Annotated in this window: 15 protein-coding genes; 2 read left to right on the forward strand and 13 right to left on the reverse strand. The window is 52.6% G+C overall.

The features are described 5' to 3' along the window. Positions 1–8: 8 nt before the first annotated feature. From FPZ45_RS03765 to FPZ45_RS03780, 4 genes are all read right to left on the reverse strand, one after another. Positions 9–1,379 (reverse strand): RsmF rRNA methyltransferase first C-terminal domain-containing protein, encoded by a 1,371-nt coding sequence (locus tag FPZ45_RS03765; RefSeq protein ID WP_144698597.1) that lies wholly within the window; start codon positions 1,377–1,379, stop codon positions 9–11. A 93-nt stretch (positions 1,380–1,472) separates the two neighbouring features. Continuing rightward, complete coding sequence (locus FPZ45_RS03770) at positions 1,473–2,504, reverse strand: FecCD family ABC transporter permease (protein ID WP_144698599.1); 1,032 nt, start codon at positions 2,502–2,504, stop codon at positions 1,473–1,475. A gap of 1 nt (position 2,505) precedes the next feature. Next, positions 2,506–3,564 carry a FecCD family ABC transporter permease gene (locus tag FPZ45_RS03775; protein ID WP_425456943.1) on the reverse strand — a complete coding sequence of 353 codons (1,059 nt, stop codon included), beginning with the start codon at positions 3,562–3,564 and terminating at the stop codon, positions 2,506–2,508. A gap of 1 nt (position 3,565) precedes the next feature. Beyond that, on the reverse strand, positions 3,566–4,606 hold the full coding sequence (locus FPZ45_RS03780) for an NAD(P)/FAD-dependent oxidoreductase (protein ID WP_144698601.1): 1,041 nt from the start codon (positions 4,604–4,606) through the stop codon (positions 3,566–3,568). A 741-nt stretch (positions 4,607–5,347) separates the two neighbouring features. On the opposite strand from FPZ45_RS03780, the gene FPZ45_RS03785 reads away from it, so the two are divergent. After that, entirely contained in the window at positions 5,348–6,337 is a 990-nt protein-coding gene (locus FPZ45_RS03785; protein ID WP_144698603.1) for a zinc-dependent alcohol dehydrogenase family protein, read from the forward strand. Between the two features lie 111 nt (positions 6,338–6,448). Here FPZ45_RS03785 and FPZ45_RS03790 read toward each other — a convergent pair whose 3' ends face one another. The 9 genes from FPZ45_RS03790 to FPZ45_RS03830 form a co-directional block, all read right to left on the reverse strand. Then, complete coding sequence (locus tag FPZ45_RS03790; RefSeq protein ID WP_144698605.1) at positions 6,449–7,690, reverse strand: winged helix-turn-helix domain-containing protein; 1,242 nt, start codon at positions 7,688–7,690, stop codon at positions 6,449–6,451. Positions 7,691–7,887: 197 nt separating this feature from the next. Next, positions 7,888–11,016, reverse strand: a complete 3,129-nt coding sequence (locus tag FPZ45_RS03795; RefSeq protein WP_186438216.1) for a LamG-like jellyroll fold domain-containing protein — start codon at positions 11,014–11,016, stop codon at positions 7,888–7,890. A 1-nt stretch (position 11,017) separates the two neighbouring features. Further along, entirely contained in the window at positions 11,018–13,276 is a 2,259-nt protein-coding gene (locus FPZ45_RS03800; protein ID WP_144698609.1) for a glycoside hydrolase family 88/105 protein, read from the reverse strand. A gap of 7 nt (positions 13,277–13,283) precedes the next feature. Continuing rightward, entirely contained in the window at positions 13,284–14,111 is an 828-nt protein-coding gene (locus FPZ45_RS03805; protein ID WP_144698611.1) for a carbohydrate ABC transporter permease, read from the reverse strand. Next, entirely contained in the window at positions 14,112–14,984 is an 873-nt protein-coding gene (locus tag FPZ45_RS03810) for a carbohydrate ABC transporter permease (protein ID WP_186438217.1), read from the reverse strand. Positions 14,985–15,076: 92 nt separating this feature from the next. Continuing rightward, positions 15,077–16,432 carry an ABC transporter substrate-binding protein gene (locus FPZ45_RS03815; protein ID WP_186438218.1) on the reverse strand — a complete coding sequence of 452 codons (1,356 nt, stop codon included), beginning with the start codon at positions 16,430–16,432 and terminating at the stop codon, positions 15,077–15,079. 103 nt (positions 16,433–16,535) lie between these two features. Next, positions 16,536–18,089, reverse strand: a complete 1,554-nt coding sequence (locus FPZ45_RS03820) for a response regulator (RefSeq protein WP_144698617.1) — start codon at positions 18,087–18,089, stop codon at positions 16,536–16,538. Next, positions 18,086–19,822 (reverse strand): sensor histidine kinase, encoded by a 1,737-nt coding sequence (locus FPZ45_RS03825; RefSeq protein ID WP_144698619.1) that lies wholly within the window; start codon positions 19,820–19,822, stop codon positions 18,086–18,088. Before FPZ45_RS03825 ends, FPZ45_RS03820 begins: the two co-directional genes overlap by 4 nt. A 134-nt stretch (positions 19,823–19,956) precedes the next feature. Further along, positions 19,957–21,069 (reverse strand): glycosyltransferase WbsX family protein, encoded by a 1,113-nt coding sequence (locus FPZ45_RS03830; protein WP_144698621.1) that lies wholly within the window; start codon positions 21,067–21,069, stop codon positions 19,957–19,959. 142 nt (positions 21,070–21,211) lie between these two features. Here FPZ45_RS03830 and FPZ45_RS03835 point away from each other — a divergent pair, with 142 nt between their 5' ends. Next, positions 21,212–22,144, forward strand: a complete 933-nt coding sequence (locus FPZ45_RS03835) for a helix-turn-helix domain-containing protein (protein ID WP_144698623.1) — start codon at positions 21,212–21,214, stop codon at positions 22,142–22,144. Positions 22,145–22,213 lie beyond the last annotated feature (69 nt).

Genomic DNA, 22,213 nt, shown 5'->3' on the forward strand with positions numbered 1-22,213 from the left:
CCGCAGAACTAAATGTTAGTCCATCTAAGCCCTTTCGGAAAATGGTTTTTCAACGTTCCGTCCGCCAGCTTCCCCCACCCGATCGGGAAACCGTCTACTTCGACCAGATGCCAGCCTTTCGGTCCTGTCGCAGGCAAAGACTCGCCCCTTAGGTAAGCGGCGATCTCCGCCGTTTCCCGCAATAGATTCCAACGCTTCCGCGCCTGCTCGCCGTTTAACGACAGCGCAAGAGCATGAGAAGGCTCGAACCGATTTTTCTTCAGCGTTCCGATATGCCAGCCGGGGCGAACGACTTTCAGTTGGTCGAGCGTCAGCATTCCCGGCGGCAAAATGTAAAGCTGTTCGCCGAATACGGTAAAATCTCCTGACGGGATATCCATCAGCGTTTCCTCCGCGAATGCAAAATAATCCTTTAACGCCTTCCGATCTCCCATTGGCTTGGCAAACGTGCGCTTGGCCTGCTCCTGTCCGTCCGTTTTTCTCAGTACCGCAATGTAGTGGCCTTCCCCCTGAAGCCGATGAGGCCAGAGCCTGAACGTGTTGCCGATCTTCTCCACTGGGTCATCGACCCAATCCGCACGTCCTCGATCAAATCCTTCGTATGCTCGCACGTCCTCGATGACGAACTCCGGATGCGACTCGACAAATCGGCTGATCGCTCCTTCGTTCTCTTCCGGCGAGAAGGTGCACGTCGAATAGACCAGGCGTCCGCCCGGTTTCAGCATTTTCGCGGCTTGGAGTAGGATCTCATCTTGGCGGGCCGCGCACATGTTCACATGGCTCAGGCTCCACTCCGCGCAAGCGTCGGGGTCCTTCCGGAACATCCCTTCCCCCGAGCAAGGAGCGTCAACGAGAATGCGATCAAAGAAAACCGGAAATCTGGCCGCAAGGCGGTCCGGCATCTCGTTCGTGACGACGGCGTTCCGTATGCCCATTCGTTCAACGTTCTGTGACAGGATTTTGGCCCGCGCGGGATGGGGCTCGTTGGCGATCAACAGTCCAGCGCCTTTCATTTTCGCCGCAAGGTGGGTCGACTTGCCGCCCGGAGCCGCGCACAGATCAAGCACCGTATCGCCCGGTTGCGGGTCGAGCAGTTCTCCGACGGCCATGGCGCTTGGTTCCTGGATGTAATATAGCCCCGCTTCATGGTAAGGATGTTTGCCGGGCCGATCTTCCTTGCCGTAATAGAAGCCTTCCTCTGCCCACGGAATTCGCCTCATCCCGAACGGAGCGACCTTCAGAAATTGTTCCACGGACGTTTTTAACGTGTTGACTCTTAGTCCATGGGCTCTCTCTTCTTCGTAGCTCCGGGCGAAAGCCTCGTATTCGGATTGGAGCAGCTTGTTCATTTTCGCCAGAAAGTCTTGCGGCAGTTGCATATGCGTTCCCTCAGATTCTGCTTGATTACCGATAAGGTTGAATGAACACATTTTACTATACTCGGGAATCGGTCACAATTGTTACCGCCCTCGTTACTTGGATTTGGCCAGCAAGTATAAGAAATAAGGGGCCCCTATGATGGCGACGACAATGCCCGTAGGAATTTCCGACGGTTGCAGAATCCAGCGTCCGATTGTATCCGCGACGAGGACGAGCAACATTCCCGCAAGCGCGGAAGCCGGCAGCAAATACTGATGTTTGGGGCCAACCAAACGCCGAGCCAAGTGAGGTCCGATCAATCCCACGAATCCGATCCCTCCGCTGACCGCGACGGAAGAAGCGGCAAGTCCTACCGCCGCCGCGAGCAATAGGAGCTGCTCTCTGGACACCGGAGTGCCTAATCCTCTAGCGGTTAAATCCCCTAGGTTCAAAACGTTCATCACATTGGCTTTATAGAAAACGAAAGGAATCAGTACGAAGATCCAGGGCATCAGGGAAAGCACGAATTTCCAATTGGTTCCCCAGATGCTGCCGGCCATCCATGTCGCGACGAATTGATACTTTTCGGGGCTTAACCGAAGGGTAAGCACGATCGTGGCCGCGCTGATAGCGGCGGCCACGGCGATTCCAGTCAGCAGCAACCGCGTCGGCATGACGCCGCGATAGCGCTTAAACGTCAGCGAAAAGATCAGAGCGGCCGTTAACCCCGCCCCGCACAAGGCCAATACCGGCAAAAGATAGACCGGCGCGGCGGACGTCGACGGGTAATAAGAAATAAACAGCATGACCATAAGGCCCGCGCCCGCATTGATGCCGAGTATTCCGGGGTCCGCCAAGGCGTTTCGCGAAATTGCCTGCATGACGCAGCCGGACACGGCCAATCCGGCACCGATCAAGATCGAGATCACGATTCTCGGCAAGCGGAAATCGAATAGGATCAAGTTCTGCTTGCTCGTGCCGAAGCCGAACAGCGTGCGCACGACATCCGCCGGAGAGAGACGAATATAGCCGGTGTTCATGCTGATCAGGAACGCGACCAGAATCAGAACGCCTAAGACGATCATAACGCCAATCGCGCGTTTGTGTCTTTTCCGTTCAATTGAAAAATCAACCGCATTTTCCATGCTATAGCTCTCTCCTTTCTTTGCGCGCTAAATAGAGAAAGAACGGAACCCCGATGAGCGCGATAAGCGCCCCCAGCGGAGTCTCGTACGGCGGATTGATCATTCTCGCCGCCAGATCGGCTAATATGACCAATAAGCCGCCTAGAATGGCGGAGCACGGAATAATCCACCGGTAGTCCACTCCGACCAGTTTTCGCGTCAGATGGGGAATGATCAGGCCCACGAACCCGACCGCGCCAACGATCGATACGGCGGAGCCTGCCAAGATAAGCACGATAACCGTGCTCGCCAGTTGAACGAGCTTCGTTCGTTGCCCCAAGCCGCGAGCGACATCGCTTCCGAGACTTAGCATCGTAATCGAACGTGAAATGGCGATCGCCCCGGCCAGCGCGACGGCGACCCAAGGAATCATGATTTTGAGCTGATACCATTTCGTTCCGGCCACCCCTCCCGCGTACCAGAAAGCAAGATCTTGGCCGATGCGGAAGTACAAAGCGATGCCCTCGCTCAGCGCGCTAAGCAACGCGCTTAACGCCGCGCCGGCCAAGACGAGGCGAACCGGCGTCAGCCCGCCTTTGGCGATCGAGCCGATCCCGTATACCAAAACGACCCCGAGACCGGCGCCGAGAAACGAATACAGAATTAGATACATGAAAGGCAAACCCGGAAAGAACGCAAAACATAACGCGAGCATGAATCCGGAGCCGGCATTAATCCCGAGCAACCCGGTATCCGCGAGCGGATTCCGGGTCATTCCTTGCATAAGCGCGCCCGCGACGGCCAGACTGGCTCCGACCATGGCCCCGCCGAGCACGCGAGGAAGCCGCCACTCTTGAATAATCTGATGATTCGTAATATCGCCATTGAAACGGAAAATGGCTTCCCAGACTTCGCCGAACCGGATATCCGCCACCCCGAACGAGACAGATACGCCGATGCCAAGCACAAGCATGGCCAGTCCGACGGACAAGATCAATGTAGCCGCCAAAGGGCGGCTATGAACTTTGACTTTGGCTGTCGGCGCTTGCTTGTGGCTGATCTCTTGATTAATACTTTCCACCTTAATCCTCCTCAACGACGCCCAGCTGTCTGTTCTTCTCCTTGAATCGTTCGTTATGGGAAGAAACGTATGCCATCCTGGGCGCTTCGGGGTCCATGTACAGCTTGGCGCTATTAAGCGCGAGGACGCCGTCGGTGAAAGCGCCGGCGATTAATCCGACTTTGCTGCCGTGGGTGACGAAATCTCCCGCAGCGAATATTCCCGGAATGTTGGTCGCCATTCTCTCGCCCACGGTTACGTTCCATTCGCCGATGTTCAATCCCCACTCGCGAATCGGGCCGAATTCGCTTTTCATACCGTGATTAACGATCACGGCGTCTACATCGACCGTCTCCATCTCTCCCGTCTCTGCATGGACGATCGAGACTCTGTCGATCGTCTCTCCGCCGTCGCTATGTAGCGCTTGCACCGTATACGGCGTTCGAACTTTGACCGATGATGCCTTCATTCTCGCCACGTTGCGCTCATGTCCCCCGAACGCTTCGCGTCTATGTACGATTGCGACGCTTGCGGCGATCGGTTCAAGTTCGTTCGCCCAATCGACCGCGGAATCGCCTCCGCCGGATATCAGCACTCTTTTGCCGCGGAAAACTTCAAGCTCTTGCACGGTGTAGTGGAGATTGCTTACCTCGTAGCGGTCTGCCCCTTCGATCTCGAGCTTCGCCAACTTTCGCACCCCGTAACCGATCGTCAGAATGACTGTTCGCGTCAGATGGCGCTCCCCGGTCGACGACGTCAGGATAAACGTGCCGTCTTCTTGCCGTTCATAACCGACGATTTGCTGTCCCAACAAGATGGTCGGGTCGAAAGTCTTTGCTTGCTGAATCAACTGCTCGAGCAGCTTCTCGCCGCGGGTTGGTGTAACGCCCCCGACGTCCCAAATCATTTTCTCGGGGTAGATCAGCATTCGTCCGCCCAACCGATCCTGAGCTTCAATCAACTTTGTCTTCAGATCCCTCATACCGCTATAGAATGCGGTGTATAACCCTGCCGGGCCCCCGCCGATAATCGTGACATCGTAGAGCTCCAAATCTCCGTTCATATTAACCTCCGATGGATTAGCTTCTGTATTTTTCATATTAGTGATAGTGATAATCATTCTCGTTATAAATCTTAGACAATCTTAATGATAATTGCAACTAAAAAAGATCGCGTCAGTTTCGCGATCTTTACCAGATTTGATGGGGAGTATAGTGATGTTTAACATCGCTATTCCGCCGGTTCACCTTTCATGTATCGTTAATAGCGATGATCTTTATCGTTAATCGCCGGAAACTTGTTTCGCTCACCCGTAGAGCCCACCAATAACGATGTTTGTAATCGCTTTTCGCTCACCTCTCCCACCTGTTTGGATCAATAGCGATGATTTCTATTGTTATTGGGTCCACAGATAACTCGAGGCTCGGCCTAACCACCCCATCCGGCCAGTAAGGCGGGATCGCTAACGGACTGAGGAGACGCTATTTGCACCCTCTCCCCGCTTTCGGTGAACCTAACGGACCGAGCAGCCGTTAACTTCAACTGATCCGTCATTACCGGCGCTTTTGAGGATAAATAAGAGCATTCGTGTCCGTAAGACTCGCCAAAAAGCTCCAAATCGCCAAATAACGTCTGCTGAGTCCGTAACGCCAGTCGATCTCTTTTAGCCTCACCGACTGCAGGAAACTATTGGCTCAAGAAAATAACCTGATCTTTAGAGTTTATCCTTCAAAACAAACTTCCATCGATGGAGGGCAAAGACTAGAATGGTGATAGTTAAAGAAAAAAAGGAGGGGTCCTTTCATTGCCCGCTCAAGCGATTAAATACTACCGGTTCGGCAATCCCCTTGACGTTCTGAGCGTGGAGAACGTTCCGCGCGGCAGCCCCGGGCAAGGCGAAGTGATGGTCCGCATGACGGCAAGGCCGATTAATCCATCCGACTTGATCCCGATCCGTGGAGCTTACGCCCACCGCATCTCGCTGCCGTCGGTTCCGGGTTATGAAGGCGTAGGTATTGTCGTCGACGCCGGTCCCGGCGTTTCGCGGGAGTGGATCGGAAGGCGGGTCCTGCCGCTGAGAGGGGAAGGGACTTGGCAAGAGTACGTCATATCCCCTGCAAAATGGCTCGTTCGCGTCCCCTCGTCTCTGGAGGATGGAATAGCCGCGCAATTATATATCAATCCCATTACGGCCTGGCTGGCTTGTACTGAAAAGTTGGAACTGCAGGCAGGAGATACGTTAGTCGTCAATGCATGCGGGTCGTCGCTGGGGCGCCTGATTGCCCAGTTATCCCGCATCGCGGGTTACCGGCTCATTGCCGTAACCGGGAACGCGGACAACGAACGAGAGCTGCTCCGACTCGGCGCAGCCCATGTCATTCATTCGGCAAACGTTTCCGTCCGCCATACGGTCATGGAACTTACGCAAGGAAGGGGCGCGGACGCGGCGATCGATTCCATCGGGGGAGCACCGGGGACGGAGCTTGCCTTCTGCCTGAAGCCTTATGAAACCCTTCTTGGGATAGGACTTCTGTCGGGTCGGCCCTTGGATGGGGAAGCGATCAGGAGCGGAACCTCCACTCTCTATAAAATGTTCCATCTGCGCCTTTGGAATGGCGAAGCGACGGAACGGAGCTGGCACGATACGTTCGACCATGTACTGGAGATGATTGCAGGCGGCAGATTAACGCTTATGGATTCGGTTATCCGTTATCCGCTGGCGGAATTCCGGCATGCGGTCGGGATCGCGGAAACTCCGGGCAGAGCCGCGGGCAAAGTCTTGCTGACGGATTAACCGTCCGACGGACATCAGTCCCGTCTGCGTCTATCCAGTGGCGGTACTTGACGGTTCAGCGGCATTCGCAATGATAATGAGCATAATGGGATTGAGATAATATTGTGATCTTCACTTCCCGATCGAATTTCGTTCGACCGACACGGTATCGGCGCCAAGAGAATGGGCGAACCGCTCCAGTTCTCGATGCACGTTCTCTTTCAAATTGGCGGTATATTCGATGCCCGAATCGATCTGCAATAGTTGAACAGCTAAATGCTTATTGGTCCGATCCAGACGAGAATCCATACGGCCGATTAACCGATCCCCAGCCAGAATCGGCATCGCGTAAGGTCCAAATTTACGCTTTACTGCCGGCGTGTAGATCTCCCAGCGATATTCGAAGTCGAATAAATCTTCCAGCCTTCGGCGGCTCCAGAGTAAATTGTCCAGCGGAGGAAGAAACCGGACCGGAAGCTCGGCATCCGCCCCAGACAAGCGCATGTGATCCTCCTCAGCATGCCTGGAGAACCGCTCCATATCCGAAGCCAATATGTAATACCGCTGTTTCACGCCGGAGACTTCGACCGGCACGACGTCGCCGGATCGAACGCGGGACTCGATTGCCTCCCGCCGCTCTTGCGCGCTCAAACGCTGCCAGCCGAGACGCGGATCGCTTGGCTCGAATACCCGGTATGCGCGGAAATATTTCTGCAGCATCGTATCCAGAGCGTCAGCCGCATCGATCCGTTCGGCAGTTAGCAGCAAATCGAGCGGTACGCTGTTCTGAACGATATCGAATAAACGTTGATTGCCTTCCCTGCCGACGATTCGAATAAGGGCCGCATCCATTAACAGGTTCAGAGCATGTGACGTGGCTTTCGTCTTCGTCTTCTCGTTGACGTTGTCCCAGTACCCGTGCACTCTGTGTTCGGATTCGAAGGACTTGGCTGGCAGGGGGCCTTCGCTCTCCAATCTTCGCAGCACTTCTTCCACGACCGGACGAAGTTTCTCGATTCCGTCTTCCGTATGCATCCGCATGCGCTGGCGAATCGGTTCGAAGATCGGATAATCCTCCATTGGAATGATGCAGGCCGCATTGGCGACGTATTCGAAAATAGCGTACTCCCGCAACAGCGCGTTTAACGCCGTATGATCGTAACCGGCGATTCTGGCCGCCAGAACGAGATGCTGATTCGGCCCCACGACGGACACCGGATCGACCTGAACACATTCCAACTGCCTGATCACTCTCAACACGAGGTGGGTCAGCCCCTCCGCGGAATTCGCGACTTCCTCCCGAGGGCCAAGTAAAAGCTGCGTCTCTAGCAGAAAGCGCCGCAGCGCTCTTTTCGTCGTCTGGATCGTTGACATCCCGTCGCCTCCGAATAGCTTTTCCTCTTTCAAATCGGTATGTTATCGAATTCGATATCCTGGCTCTGCATCCCTTTATTTTTCTAAACTCCGGAAGGAGTAGAGCCGTTAACATCATTCAAATCCCTTATGGCTACCATTGCCGAAGAAAAAGCTCCTGAACCGTCACGTAGACAAATTCAAGAGCTTGTTCATTATTAATAGGATTGATAGGAGGCCGTTATCTCCGCTCCGGTTAACGCCTTATCGTAAATTCGGACATCGTCGACTGCGCCTTTGAAATAACCAATGTTCGAGGAAGTCGGATACCCTATTCGTAACGGCGAGGTGCCGTTCACAATCCTACCCGAGATCGCTTGCGAACCGCTTCCTTGCAGTAAACCGTTGATATAAACTTTCACTGTCGTTCCATCATAGGTGCCCGTGATGTAATACCAGGTGCCGGGAGACAATGCCGTCGTGAAGTTGGCCTGCGTCCCCGCAGTGTACCAGTAGTTGTCAGTTGTGCTCACGACAAAATGTCCGGCGCCGTTAGAACCGATTGCAATCCGGTAAGACGCCTCGCTGCCCGACTGATCTTTGCCGACAACCGTGAAATATTTCCCGGACGAAGGGAGTTGGTCGAGCTTGACCCAGGCGGAAACGGTCAACGCACTCATGCCACCAAGCGAATTGTGGTTCGGGATTTCCGCATAGTCGTCCACGCCGTTCAGGCTGACTGCCGAACCGCTTTTACCATTCATCCACCCGGCACCTCCCCGGAGAATTCCGCTGTTCGTCCCGCAGGGAGAGCTGTCCGTCACAGTCGATCCGCTGGCCTCATCCATTCGCCAATGGCCTATTAAACTATCGCTGCCGCACCCGGCAATTTCGTACAACTCGTTGATCTCCGTAACACTCAGCGCCCGATTATAAATTCGCACCTCATCCATCCTGCCGTTCAAAACTTGAATATCGGCTGACGAAGCGGCCGAGAAACCGAGTCTCAGAGGCGAGGTTCCGTTAACGATAGCTCCGGAGATGGGTTGCGTGCCGATGCCTTGAAGAGATCCGTTGATATAAACCTTCACGTTGGTTCCGTCATAAACACCGACAATATGGTGCCAAACACCCGGCACCAATCCAGTAAATTCGGCTTTCGTTCCCGCTCCATACCAATTGCCGCCCGTATTGACGACAAAATGACCGCCGCCTGAGGCATTGATGGCCAGTCGATAGGAAGCTTGCGATGAGCTTGCGTCTTTACCGACAAGGACATAGGATTTGCCCGGTGCAGGAATCTTGGCGAGATTGACCCAGACCGAGACAGTCAAAGCGTTCATGCCGTCCAGGGAGCTGCTGTCAGGAACTTCAATGTAGCTATTAGCGCCATTGAAGCTGACGGCACCTTCCCGGACTCCTTTCGCCCAACCGGGTTGATTGATTAATGCACCATGATTCCCATTGCACGACGAGTAGTCTAATGCCGTATTCTCTGCAAGCTCATCCATCCGCCAATGGCCTTTCAAGCTGTCGCTGCTATTGCAAGGCGCAACCGATGACACATAATCGGAGAACGGACTCTCTCCCTCGTTGTTTACCGCTTTGATTTTATAGAAATACGTCGTGGAGCCGTTGATTGCGGTATCCTCGTACTTGCTTCGCAAGCTCTGAGTATACACCGTGGCCATTTTGGAAAACCCGCTGTCTATGCTTGTGCTGCGATAAACGTCATATTGCTCGGCCCGCAAGGTATTGTCCCATCTCACGGTTATTTTGCCGGCTTCCCGCAGCGAGGCCAGCTGTCTTGGCGCGGGAGGCTCTGTCGTGACACCAATTCGGTACTCCTTAATCACATACTTGGTCACGCCATCCTCTCTTTTATCCAGGACCGGAATGGAGAGGATGCCATCGTTTTTCCACCGGGAGAGATCATATTTCATCCCGTCTCCGGACATGAACGTTTCGGATATGGCATATTGCTTCCAGGTACTCCAATTGTCCGAAGCGCTTGCCTGATAAATGTACAATGCGTTCTTGTACAGGCTGTAGGCATAAATATCATCGTTGGGGGCAATCGCGATGTCGCCCCTCGTTCTCCAGAAGAGCAACGGCTCTGCCGTGGATTCCATATATTGCGAATGCCAGGCTCCGGTGGACGCATCACGCCAATAATGGATATTGTGCATATTCGTGCCGGCGGCATCCGAGGCCAATACCGTCGAGCGGGCGGTAAAAATATGCGGCTGATTGTTAGAATCAAGCGCAAATCCGCCATTGTTGATAATCCAGGATTCCTGCGGCGCCGAAACGACCATCAAGCCTGGGTCGTCGATCCGAATGGGATCGTTCGCCTGCAAGTCGGCAATCTGAACACCGCTATTGTTATACCAGGTGACACCGCTGTCATCGCTATACATATAATAAACGCCGCTGTCGAGCGAATTATCGTCATATTGCTCGCGCCAGGTCCAGGTTACATGCAGCCGACCCGGCGAACCAGCGGAACCGGAAGAATCGAACACATAATCATGCTCGTATGCGCTGCGGCAATAGGAGTGTTCGTAATCGTTCGGCGGATCGTTTGGCGGATTGCCCCCCTGCGGCTTCTGCGATTCGCATATGACATCGTAGGGGGCGGTTCGCCCGCTTGGAGCGGATATGACGCCGGCCCTTGAGATGACCATGCCCGCCCCGGCGACCGGCGACCACGCTCCGCTTCCCGAATCGTATTTAAACAAATACGAATCGGCATCCCCGGCGCTCGGCCCGTTCCGGAAGCTCATATACAGTTTACCGTTCTTATCGTTGAAAAATCGCGGGTATGTGATTTTGTCCAGACTACCGACAACGCTTGTCGTCGACCCGAAATCGGAAACCGAAATGACCGCCGGAGGATTCGTGATAAAATCCGCTCTCGATACCTTGTACTTCATCGGATCCGCATGGTGGTCGAAGGATAAATGAAGTGTTCCGTCCGCCGGGCTTATGCCGATCGCCGCATTGCGGTGCGAGTTGTCACGCTGCGTCTGATTGCCGCCGTACGGTGTACCGGGCAGCTCGTCGTCGAACTTTATCGACTGGATGTCTTCGTTAATCAAATTTCGTCTGGCCAACACCAATTTATAATCCGAGTCCCAATAAACCGTGTACTGATAGTTGTCATACGTGATCAGCTTCGAACGGTCCCACCCCGCTGTATTCCAGTAATGAACCTGATCGTCGACCATTACGTCTTGTTCGTGAATCGCTCTCTGCTCCCCCGCCGCGGAGACCGAACCGGCCAGAAGCAAAATCGCGATTAGGGGCATCAGCAAAACTATGAACAGCTTATCGTTACGCTTCATCCTATCGATTCCTCCTGTCCGTTTCATGCATGCGAAGCTTCTCCATCTCGACTGCTGCGAGTAAAACGACACCTGTACCGTGGTCATCGTTAATATAAGTCGGTATATCGAAGTAGTAAGCCTTGTCTCTTGCGCACCCCGAACCTAAACAAACGCCGTATACATTACCATGCCTGTCGATGCAACGTTCCAACAGAGCTGTCCACCCCCTCAGCATCGCTTCCATCGCTGTATCCTTACACTCCCTGAACCAGCCGAGCCGCAAGCCCCTCGCCAGCGAAAGCACGAACATGGCCGTACATGACGTCTCCTCATAAGAATCCGGCTCGTCAAGCACCTGATGCCACATGCCGGTATCGCCCTGTTGCGCCGCCACGCCTGCAGCCAGCTCCTCGAATCGGCCCCGAAGCGTCTCCCGGCCCGGATGCTCCGGAGGCAGATACAGCAGGATCTCGGTCAGCGCAAACAAGATCCAGCCATTGCCGCGCCCCCAAGGAACGCGATTCGCTTCATGGTCCGCCGGGAAGTAGATATGCGAGAACAGGCGTTTATCCGCCATCCACAGGCGTCGGCGGAATCCCTCAACCTGCCGAACGGCTTCATCGAAATAGCTGGCATCCTCGGTCAAGCTGCCCAGCCTTGCGAGAAACGGACAGCTCATAAACAAGTCATCGGCCCACATCGTCTCGACCCGGAACAGCGTACCATCTTCCAACCTTGGAACCCGATTCATCACCGTATCGGCCAGCTTGGTGATCACCGACATGATGCGGGGATCGTCCAACCGGCAATAAGCTTCGATCATCATCAAGCCCGGTATCCCGCAAGGATCAAGCTCCTGCAACTCCAAAGCCCTTGGAATGAGCGACGATACGTCGTACCGCTCCTTGTCCCAATGGGCATAGTCGAAATAGCGGGCCATAACGGACATGCTCTCCAGCACATAACTTCGCTGCTCCTGATTGTCCGTCCACTCCGCAGACGCCAACAATCCGTACAGCCCCAACTGAATTGCATAGAACCATTGACCGAAAAAGAACCCGTCCATATAGGGCCTGATCGATGTTGCAGGCGCATTCAGCCGCCAGTAGGCTAGGTTGCCTTGTCCGGTCGGATAGGTCCGGTCAAATGCGACATTCCGTTCGACATCGAACGGATAATCGAGCAGTTCAACGGCTGTTTGCGGTTCAGGCAAGCCGAAAGGGCCGATATAAGCCCATTCGACGTTTCGACTACGGCGGGTATCCAGGTACGGAAGCGATTCGATCCGCTCCCCCTTCCCGTTCGTAATGAAAGCCGTAAACCCCCAGCCCTGCTCCGAACGCACTGATTTGACGCACACTTCATGCCGGGCGTTTTTGTTCGGAACAGTGATTTCCGCCTCCCCCGATTGGATGGCTCGATAAACGGCAATGCCGTTTACCCATATCTTCGCCGGCCCCTCATGGGTCATTCGCAGCTTCAGTTCACCGCCATCTCCGCTCCCTTGATAGCCAGTCACCCCAAATGCGCAAGCGGAGGATGTGCTGCCGTAAAGCCGGCAAAAATCGGCATATTCCGGCCGATCGCCGAAACACGGCTTCGGTTGCCATTCCAGCAGTTCTCCTTCGTACCGACAGCTCTTGTCGAATGGAGCCGGGTCTGTTTCCGGCTGCAGCTTCACCTCCATTCGGTCGGCCAGTTGCCGCTCGTTGCATGGACCGCGCGGTGAACGGAAGGGGCCGATATATGCAAACCCTTCTTCGCCGAGCAGCTCAGATTGCGGAAATGTCGGCCGGGTCGAGAACAAATAATCTTTGGCCCACATCGTCGGATACCGGGGAAATCCGATCGTAATGCCAAACCCCCAATCCTGACCGTCATGAATGCACTTGATCAGCATCGCGTTCCATCCCCGCTTCATGCGGACCGAAACCGCGGTTGTGCCTCGCGAGAACGATAATAGCTCCCGGCCGTCGATCCAGAGCTTCACCGCACCGATGATTGTTACAACGACCTCCTGCTCTCTGTCTGCATGAAATCTCGCTGCCGCATAGGCAAGATCGCCTGCCGAACTATCGGGCCACAACGATGCGAAATCGGCTTGATACGGCCCGAACGGGGACGACTGCCGAATCGGCACTTCCGTATAAGGCCGCAGCCGCACTGCATGCTTCGGTCTTGTCTCCAGCATTCTTCCCGTTACCAATCTCAGCACATCGGCCGGTTCCGTGACGCCCGCTTCACTTATGGAACTTCCTGGCTCCATCCTCTCGTTCATCGCGTTCTCATCCTTTCACCGATCCGAGCACAAGGCCTTTGATCATATATTTCTGCGTAAAAACAAACAGGATCACGAGCGGCAGTACCGCCAATACGCTGACCGCAAAGACGGGACCGTAGTTGATCGATTGCTGGTTGAACATAAACTGCACAATTTGCGGCATCAGCGTCATTTTCTCCGCCTGGTTGATGAAGATCAACGGCGTCAGAAAATCATTCCATATGCTGTAGACGTGGGTGATGATAAAAGTTCCCGTAGCCGGCATCAGCAGCGGAAAAATGATAGTCCAATACATCTTGAACATGCCGCACCCGTCGATCTGGGCCGACTCCTCCAGATCCTTGGGGATGGATTTAGTGAACGCCGAATAGAGGAAAGAAGCGAACGGGACGAACTGCGCCGTGTACAGCAACACCAGAAGCGTTCGCGTATTGACCAACTTCAACTGAATCGCCATCTTGAACAGCGGAATAATCGACCCTACAGCTGGAATGACCATGCCGGTAAGAAAGAAGAGAAGGATGAACCGAAACAGCCTCTCATTTCTTCTCGTCAACACATAACCGGCCATGGAGCCGACGATGACGGTAAGCCCAAGGCCGCAAATCGTGATGATCAACGAATTGCCGAGTCCCGTGAAGAAATCCATTTTGGTAAAAGCCGCTCGGTAATAGTCCAAATACAAGCTGTTCGGCAGCCGGAACGGATCGAAAAAGATTCCCGGCTCTTTAAAACTCATTTCCACTAGAAAAAAAACGGGAAACAAAAAAATTAGCGATACAGCAATCAGGATCAATTCAATGAATAGCGGCGCTTTTTTCTCCATCTGCATCTACAACTCGACCTCCCGTTTCCGGGTAATGGCCATTTGCAGCCCTGCAACTAAAATGATTAAGACCGCCAGCATGATTCCGCCCGCCGTCGCGTAGCCGAAATTTTGGTTGACGAAAGCCGAATTGTAGACAGCCAAAAACAACGTGTACGATGATGTTCCCGGCCCGCCGCCCGTTAGCAGGTAAGGCAAGTCGAACAACCGAAGGGCGCCGACAATCGTCAGAAAAAGAACAATGGAAACAGCCGGCATCAACATGGGAAACGTGATGTGGCGGAATAGAACGAAGCCCCTCGCTCCTTCGATCTCGGCCGCTTCGAACATATCCGGAGGAATCGACTGAAGTCCGGCCAAATAAATCATTGCGCAGTAACCGATTGCCTGCCATTGCGACAATACGATGATCGACGGGAAAGAAAATTTCACCGTTCCGAGCCAATCGACCGCAAAAGCGTCCAAGCCCACCGCCGTCAAGAGGCCGTTGACAAATCCGTCGTAGCGCAGAATTTGTCCAAAAATAACCGAAGCGACGACCAGACTGATGATCACCGGCAAATAAAAAGCGGTTCTCAAAAAGGCTCTTGTGCGGAATTTCCTATTCAAAAGCACGGCGATCAGCAATGCCAGAGGGTTCTGAATCAGCAATCCGAACACGACCATTTTTAACGTGTTGTACAACCCGTCGATCATTCGGGGATCATCGAACAGCCGCTTGTAATTATCCAAGCCGATTATCCGCGGGGCGGAAAGCCCGTTCCATTCCGTAAATGAATAATAGACGCTTTGCAAAAATGGAAAATAGAAGAAGACAAAAAATATAGCAAATGCAGGCGCCAAAAAGCCGATCGCTGTTGCATACTGTTTTCGCTGCAAGCCCATTTCATCACCTTATCCGGTTTATCTTGATATATAGGTTCAGCCGCATCATGTGCGGCTGAACGATAGACGTTATAAATCTTAAGTCACTATGGCAGAATGACGGTAGCCTTGTCTTTCTCGAAGTTGTCCTGTGCCGCCTCGAGATCCTTGGGATCGAATTTGACTCCGGACACCACTTTGGTTACCGCTTCGACAAGGCTTGTATGGGCGCTTGCCGGAATAAAGTTTTGCAGCCTGTACGGAATGACATTCGATTTATTTACGAGATCGACCAATTCATCCAACACCGGGTAATCGTATTGAACAGTAACGTCGGACAGAACGGCCAGAGAACCTTCCCCTTTGTTGAAAGGAGCGATGATTTCCTGATTTGTTATTAGATTAACCAGATCTTTCGCTTCTTTCTTTAACTTCGATTTGGCGTTGACCCCGACCGCCTCGTTGGAGGACAGCTGAATGCTGACGTTGCCCTTATCGTCCATGAGCGGGAAAAATCCGATATCAAACGGTTCGAAGCCGCCCTTTTGGATATTGTCAGCATTCGTACCGGGCATCCAGGCCCCCTGCATAATCATCGCCGCATCTCCGGAAGCGAACATTTGGCCGGACTGAGGCCAATCGATGCTGAGCGCATTCTTATTGAAATGCTCCTGCTTCTTCATTTTCTCGAAAGTTTCCATCACATTGCGGATGGCGGGATCGTCTGCGAGCTTGATTTCGCCGTTGTAGACTTTCATGCCGTATTGGGGGTCGGTCGAAAATCCCATGGATACGAACCATTGGCTCAGGAACATCGATGCCGTCCACGAGTCTTTAAAGCCGAGCGTTACCGGCACTTTACCGGCAGCCTTTACTTTCTCGTTCACTTGCATCCAATCATCGATCGTTTTCGGCGGCTGCAAGTCAAGGTCCGCAAATATTTTTTTGTTGTACCAAACTCCGCCGCCGATCGCCATTCCCATCGGTAAAGCGTAGGTGTTTCCGTTGTAATGCGACTGCACGTCCATTTTGGCGCCATCCGTCAGCCTGCTTACCCAAGGCTCGTCCGACAGATCTTCCAGATTGCCCGATTTGGCAAATTCCTGTCCCTGGTAGAACACAACATCCGGAGCGGAATCGGAGGCGAATTGGGCCCGTAGCTTATCGAAATAGGTGGAGCCCAACACGACGTCCCATTGAATTTGGGCATTCGGGTAAAGCGTCTTGTACTTTTCTTCGACAGCCTTTTTGAATACCTGCATATGCGGCCGATCGTCCAGAAACCATGCTCCTACGCGGATTGTAAAGTTCTTGTCATTCGTATCCTGGGCCTTCGTCTGCTGCTGCCCGTTGCCTGATGCGCTAGGGGCAGCATCCTGACCGTTCGAGCCGCCGCATCCCGCCAAAGCCGTCGAAAGCGCCAACACCGCCGCTGTCGTTAACAACTTCCATCTTGCCTTCACCGCAGTACCCTCTTTCTTCATCTGTAGTGATTACAAATCTACTGTAAATCTTTTCGGCCGGGCGGAGGATAGCTGCGCTTTACTTTATCTTGGTTCCGTTTGATCAAGAGTTTGTTTGCTTCAAGACTTGGGACTTGTAGGTCCCCGGAGTCAGCCCCGTCGTTTTTTTGAACAGGAGACTGAAGTGCGTTGTATCTTTAAAGCCCGATGCGTAAGCGACTTCATAAGCCTTCATATCTTCGCGCAACAGCATCGTCTTGGCCGCTTCGATTCTTTGCTCCCACAACAAGTCGGAAAAGTTCCTCCCTGTTTCTTTCTTGATCAGTCGGCTCAAATAAGAATAGTTGACATTCAGACGTCCGGATACATTCTGAAGTGTTAGCTCGCTGGCATAGTCTTCTGCAATGATGCGCTGCAAATCGGCAACGATTCGTTTTGGGGACTGAGCGATCACGCGCTTTACCGCATCCGCAGAGCGGAGCAGCCATCCCTCCAACTCCTTCATAATGTCGGTCAGCACAGCGAGCGACAGTATCTTTGCGCGTATGCCTACAAATTCGTCCGGATCGGGATTGATCCCGAACTCCCGCAATACGGAATCCGCCTTCTCGATCAGTTGAAGGCAGAAATGCTGCATCCCTTTCTTATTCGAGCCTGACGACAGCATTTCCCTATACGTATCCTTTAGCAGCCGACTGACTCCTTCATGATCCGCGCTCCGCAGCAAATCGGCCAGACGGTTGGCCTTATCCGCCGATTCCTGTTCCCGATTGTCCATTATCGTCTTCAATGCATCATAGGCGATGACGGACTTTCGGCCAAGCAGCATCCGGTATTCCATACATCGGCCCGCTTGCCGTATCGCTACCGGAACGTGCAGCAACGAAGGGAATCTGCTGCTGATACCGATTGAAAAGCTGGTCTCCACATCGTATCCGTCGGAAGCTACCAGGGATCGCGCAAACGCCATGATCGAATCTTCGGCCTTCATCCCTTCCTCCTCACCGAGCGGAATAAGCAGATACATGCCTCTACCGTTGGAAGCCGTGAGTCCGTTAAAACCAGAAGTCCCGGAAGCATTGCTTATGAGGCTTCGCAGATGAATGTGGGCGAATGAGGCATACTCCGTTATCGAATCGGTCGTCCCATCCCACTCGACATACAATAGCATGAACGGGCCGTCTGCCACCCTGTGTTTTTTCAGCCACTCGTGTTTCCTGTCCGCCTCCACTGTTTCGTTGCTGAACAGCTCAAAAAAATCATCATGCTCTCTCCAGCCGTTCAACTGTTCGCGTTCGTCGAGCAGAACACCGACGCTCTTGATCAGATCTTCAGGGCGAAACGGCTTCATAATAAAATCGGCTACGCCAAGCTTGATCGCGCGGCGAGCATATTCGAACTCGTGATAAGCAGTCAGGAAAATGATCGGCATACTCGGCCAGGCGGATCTTGCCGCTTCGGCCAAACCGATCCCGTCAAGGATCGGCATCCGAATATCCGTTATGAGCAAATCAGCTTGCGCCCGTTCAAGGATCGCAAGCGCTTCCTCGCCATTTGCCGCCGTACCCGCGATTTCGCATCCGATTTTCCGCCACTCCTGCATGGACGCAATATACTCCCGTATTTCCTGCTCGTCGTCCACAATCAAGATTCTCATTGGAATGCCTCCCTGTCTTCGCCGGCGTCCATCAACTCCATGGGGAGTACAACTTGCACCTTCACTTTCCGTTCTCCTTCGAGCCGCTCCAGCCGGACCCCGTAGCCACTGCCGTAATGATGCCGGATTCTGGCTTTGACGTTGTCCATTCCGGAACCAAGCCCTTTCTTGCCTTTCCGCTCCGCCGCGCCGTTCTCATCCGCCCCCGCTCGCTCGTTCGGCGAGTCGTTGACGATCTCAATGACCAGACAGTAATCTTCCTCCCGCGCCGAGATGCGTATCATGCCTCCCTCCGGAAGCTGGTCGATGCCATGAATGACCGCATTCTCCACCAGCGGTTGCAAAATCAGCTTCGGTACGGACATATTCCTCACTAAATCCGACATATCGATCACATAACGCATCCGGTCGCCGTAACGGAATTGATGAATAACAAGGTATTTTTCCACAAAGGAAAGCTCCATTTCGAGCGGTACAAGCACATTGCCCGGCGTAATGGAAAACCTGAATATGCTCGAAAGCTTATATACGATATCGGGGATGTACCTCGCCTTATCTGGCGTCTGCGACATGATGCTGATATATTCCATCGTGTTATATAGAAAATGCGGGTTGATGTGCATGCGGATCGCCTTTAGTTCCGCTTCCCTGAACATGAGCTCGCTCTTGTAATTTTTTTCGATCAGTTCGCTTGTCCGTTCGACAAGCCGGTTGTAGCCCTGGCATAGTAACGCAATCTCGTCGGTTGACGTAATGCCGCCGATCAACTTATAATCCTCCCTCTCCACAGACCGCATCAACCGGGTCAACCGTTGAATCGGGATCGTAATTTTTTTAAGCACGAAATAAGTGACGATCACAATGGAAATCCAGGCGAACAACGTAACTTTGGCGGAGAAAATCGCCTGTTGACGAATCACCGGGCCTGCACTTGGCGTAACTAGACTGATGTATTGAAATTCCGTATACCTTGATTTTTGTTGAATGACAAACCGTTCGCCTGCCGCTCGGATATCCAGCAGCTTGCCGATCGCATTCCGATCGGAAGCCGAAAGAATAAGGTTGTCCGCGGTGATGATATAAAACGTATCTTTAAGGAAGTCGCCATACAAGGAACTGACTTTCTGCACATCCAACGTAAAGACGAGCCGCCCGAACGAATTCCTTCCCGCATTGCTGTCACCCTCGTGAAATAACTTCATGATGCAAGCCATTCGGTTATAATCCGTAAAAAAGGCGCACTCAGGAACACGGTCGAATTGAAACGGCATTATCCGGAAGGCCTCGGGATATTGCAGCCCACGTTCGGCTTCCGTACCGTACAGCTGGCCGGAGCCGCTCAACAAGTAGATATTGTCAATGACGCCATCGAGCGACAACCGGGCTCCGGTCAGCTCCGCTTGCAGCAGTTCGGTCAATGCGTTGCGTCCGCTGTCCGGCACAGCTGATTCAGATTCCGCCATGACCAAATGATGCACGATATCCTGTTCGCCGAATCTGATCATCTGATTTTTGACGGCATACAGCAGATCGTCAATCCGGTTTGCGGTTTTCGTCAATTTTTGCTGCGCTTCCTCGGCTGCGTGCTTTTCTAGTAATTGATTCGATCTGTAATAGTAAGTCGTGCTTACAATGACCAGCGGAATCAGCGCAAGAAGGGTGTTGATGATAAGTATTTTATAGAATAATCGGGAACGGATCGTATGGATCAGACTCTTGATCGATGACAGCATGTGTACGCGTCCTTCCAATAAAATATCGATTCGGTATCCCGATTTTACTAAAAAGTCGGTTTGTTGTGTTTGTCTATCTCTTTGTTCCAATTGACATCTTTAACGCCTGCAAGTACCCGTATTAAGCTATCTTTCTATTCCTTGCCGCCAAAAACTTTCTTCACCGCATCCAGATATCCGTACCCATTAAGATCGTCCGGCTGCAAATAGCTCGTTTCCGTCCATTCATTCCAACTGTTCACCGTGATCAGCGGAAGTTGGTTCGGATGCGCATCAACATAAGATTTAGCTTGTTGAAATGCTTTCTGTACATTTTCAGGCGTATTGTTCCTCACAACCTGAGGCCGGAACCCCTGGAATCTCGGATTGTTATCCCAACCTAAAGAAATATGAGGGAAATAAGGAATGTCGTAAGCTTTGCTGATACGTTCCCATTCTTTCGTCACATCGATCATAATCTCGTTGTAGTCGCGATCGACGTCGACGAAATGGACAAACTGATAGTGTGTCATGCTGTCAAAGCAGAGCTGGTTCACGATTTCGGCTGTAGTGGCCGTCTTGTTCCCATCCACACCGCTTACATTAAAGTTCCGCTCATCCCACAAGGTAAGCTGCAAATGAAGTCCGGGAAGTCCTTTCTCTACAGCTCGCGCGCGGAACCAGTCGAAAGCGTCGCGCACAGCCTGTGCCCCGCCCAAGCCTTTCATCAGATTCGCCAAATCGTAAATCATGAACACGGGTTTTCCCTCAATCGTATAGTAAGACGGCTGTTTGAAATAGTGATCAATCAGTCGATCGGCAATTCGCTCGAATTCCTGCCGGTCTACTGCTGCCTCCCATATGATGTTGTCCTCTTGATGCGAAATCCGAATGTCCCAAACCTGATTCACATCATGGTTGGCCCACATCAAGTAGAATTTCACTCGGTCATTATTGCGGGCTTTTAAGTACCCGTTATTCAGACACTGTTCCAGGAATGGCCGTCGATCATACCAATACCAGTCATAAATAAATACATTGACGCCATGATCCGCGGCTGCATTGATTTGCATTTCCATCACATACGGGTCCGCCTCATTGACGTATCCCCATAACGGCTGGCGGGGCCAGTCGTGCTCTGGAAATTTCTTGACCGCATTTTTGACCGATTGCCATTCCCCCATACCTTCCGGCCAGAACATTCTGGATCTCGGTTCGTCTCCCGTATAGGCGGGCCAAATGTAGGCGGCAACATCATATTTGCTCATCGTGATTCCTCCACATTGCTGTTATTCAGCCACATTCGTGATTTTTCAGCTGATGGCCTTATTGTATAATAGGGCAACACAAGAAAATTACCGGGTTATTAGACACTATCCGGGTTTATAAGACAGGAGGGAAAAACGGCACATGAAGGCCACGAGATCATTCAGTCATTATTCGGAAGCCGAAGTATTGCCGGACGGAGAGTTTGTCACGGTCAAAGACGTCTATGAACATCATTGGCTGCAGGAACATTCGCACGACTTTCCCGAGATCATACTAGTACTTAACGGCAAAGGGACACAGTATGTTAACGGCGCTTCCTTTGCCGCTCAAGAAAATGATTTTTACATGATCCCTGTCGGCACTACACATGTTTTCCGTCCGGCGCTAAACGGCTCGGCTCCTTCGAAGCTGTTGGTTAGGGACATCATATTTCGCGCCGAATGGCTGAAGGACTTGACCCGCTTTGTTCCCGATGAAGCCGTGCGCCGTATGATTGCATGGCTGTTACGCTGGCCAGAGGCGATTCAGACAACAGGGCCGGACTGGATACACATTATCGATAAACACGCTATACTGCGCCAGCAAACGGATCTCTTAAAAAGCTTGAGCACAGAAAATACAGCGATAAGCCGCACCCGACTGGCCGCTGTTATCTTGGAGCTTTTCTCCAACCTATGTCTGGCTACGGAACAAGGACAAATTCATCAGGCGGAGTGGCCTCCCTTAGAACTTACGAGTCAAGTGAAAGATCGCATCATTCAGGCCATCCAAAGCAAATCTTTAAGCGAAGTCTCATTGGCGGCGGTGGCGGCGGATTTGCATTGGAGTCCTCGCCATTTGTCCCGCATGTTTCCCAAGCATTTCGGGATGCCATTCAAGAATTATCTTCGGCAGAGACGTCTGGAAGAGTGCCGCCGACTATTGCACAGCACCGCATTAACCGTCAAAGAAATTATGCGGCAGGTCGGACTGAAAGACAGCGATCATTTTTACAAGCAGTTCAAACTGCAAACCGGTCTCACGCCCGGACAATATCGCGCACAGAAGCGAATCAACGTCGAAGAGCAAGTTTAGTTTGCATTTTCATGTTTTATGAAATCGGTTCGAAGAAATGTGGTATATTCTTATCATCAATCGTACAGG

The sequence above is a fragment of the Cohnella terricola genome, assembly GCF_007786475.1.
Taxonomy (GTDB): Bacteria; Bacillota; Bacilli; order Paenibacillales; family Paenibacillaceae; genus Cohnella; species Cohnella terricola.

What these genes read in the sequence shown, in the direction of transcription:
- FPZ45_RS03770 (WP_144698599.1), bottom strand. Translation starts at nt 2,504, where the DNA reads ATGGAAAATGCGGTTGATTTTTCAATTGAACGGAAAAGACACAAACGC.
- FPZ45_RS03795 (WP_186438216.1), bottom strand. Translation starts at nt 11,016, where the DNA reads ATGAAGCGTAACGATAAGCTGTTCATAGTTTTGCTGATGCCCCTAATC.
- FPZ45_RS03765 (WP_144698597.1), bottom strand. Translation starts at nt 1,379, where the DNA reads ATGCAACTGCCGCAAGACTTTCTGGCGAAAATGAACAAGCTGCTCCAA.
- FPZ45_RS03790 (WP_144698605.1), bottom strand. Translation starts at nt 7,690, where the DNA reads ATGTCAACGATCCAGACGACGAAAAGAGCGCTGCGGCGCTTTCTGCTA.
- FPZ45_RS03800 (WP_144698609.1), bottom strand. Translation starts at nt 13,276, where the DNA reads ATGAACGAGAGGATGGAGCCAGGAAGTTCCATAAGTGAAGCGGGCGTC.
- FPZ45_RS03835 (WP_144698623.1), top strand. Translation starts at nt 21,212, where the DNA reads ATGAAGGCCACGAGATCATTCAGTCATTATTCGGAAGCCGAAGTATTG.
- FPZ45_RS03820 (WP_144698617.1), bottom strand. Translation starts at nt 18,089, where the DNA reads ATGAGAATCTTGATTGTGGACGACGAGCAGGAAATACGGGAGTATATT.
- FPZ45_RS03825 (WP_144698619.1), bottom strand. Translation starts at nt 19,822, where the DNA reads ATGCTGTCATCGATCAAGAGTCTGATCCATACGATCCGTTCCCGATTA.
- FPZ45_RS03805 (WP_144698611.1), bottom strand. Translation starts at nt 14,111, where the DNA reads ATGCAGATGGAGAAAAAAGCGCCGCTATTCATTGAATTGATCCTGATT.
- FPZ45_RS03830 (WP_144698621.1), bottom strand. Translation starts at nt 21,069, where the DNA reads ATGAGCAAATATGATGTTGCCGCCTACATTTGGCCCGCCTATACGGGA.
- FPZ45_RS03780 (WP_144698601.1), bottom strand. Translation starts at nt 4,606, where the DNA reads ATGAACGGAGATTTGGAGCTCTACGATGTCACGATTATCGGCGGGGGC.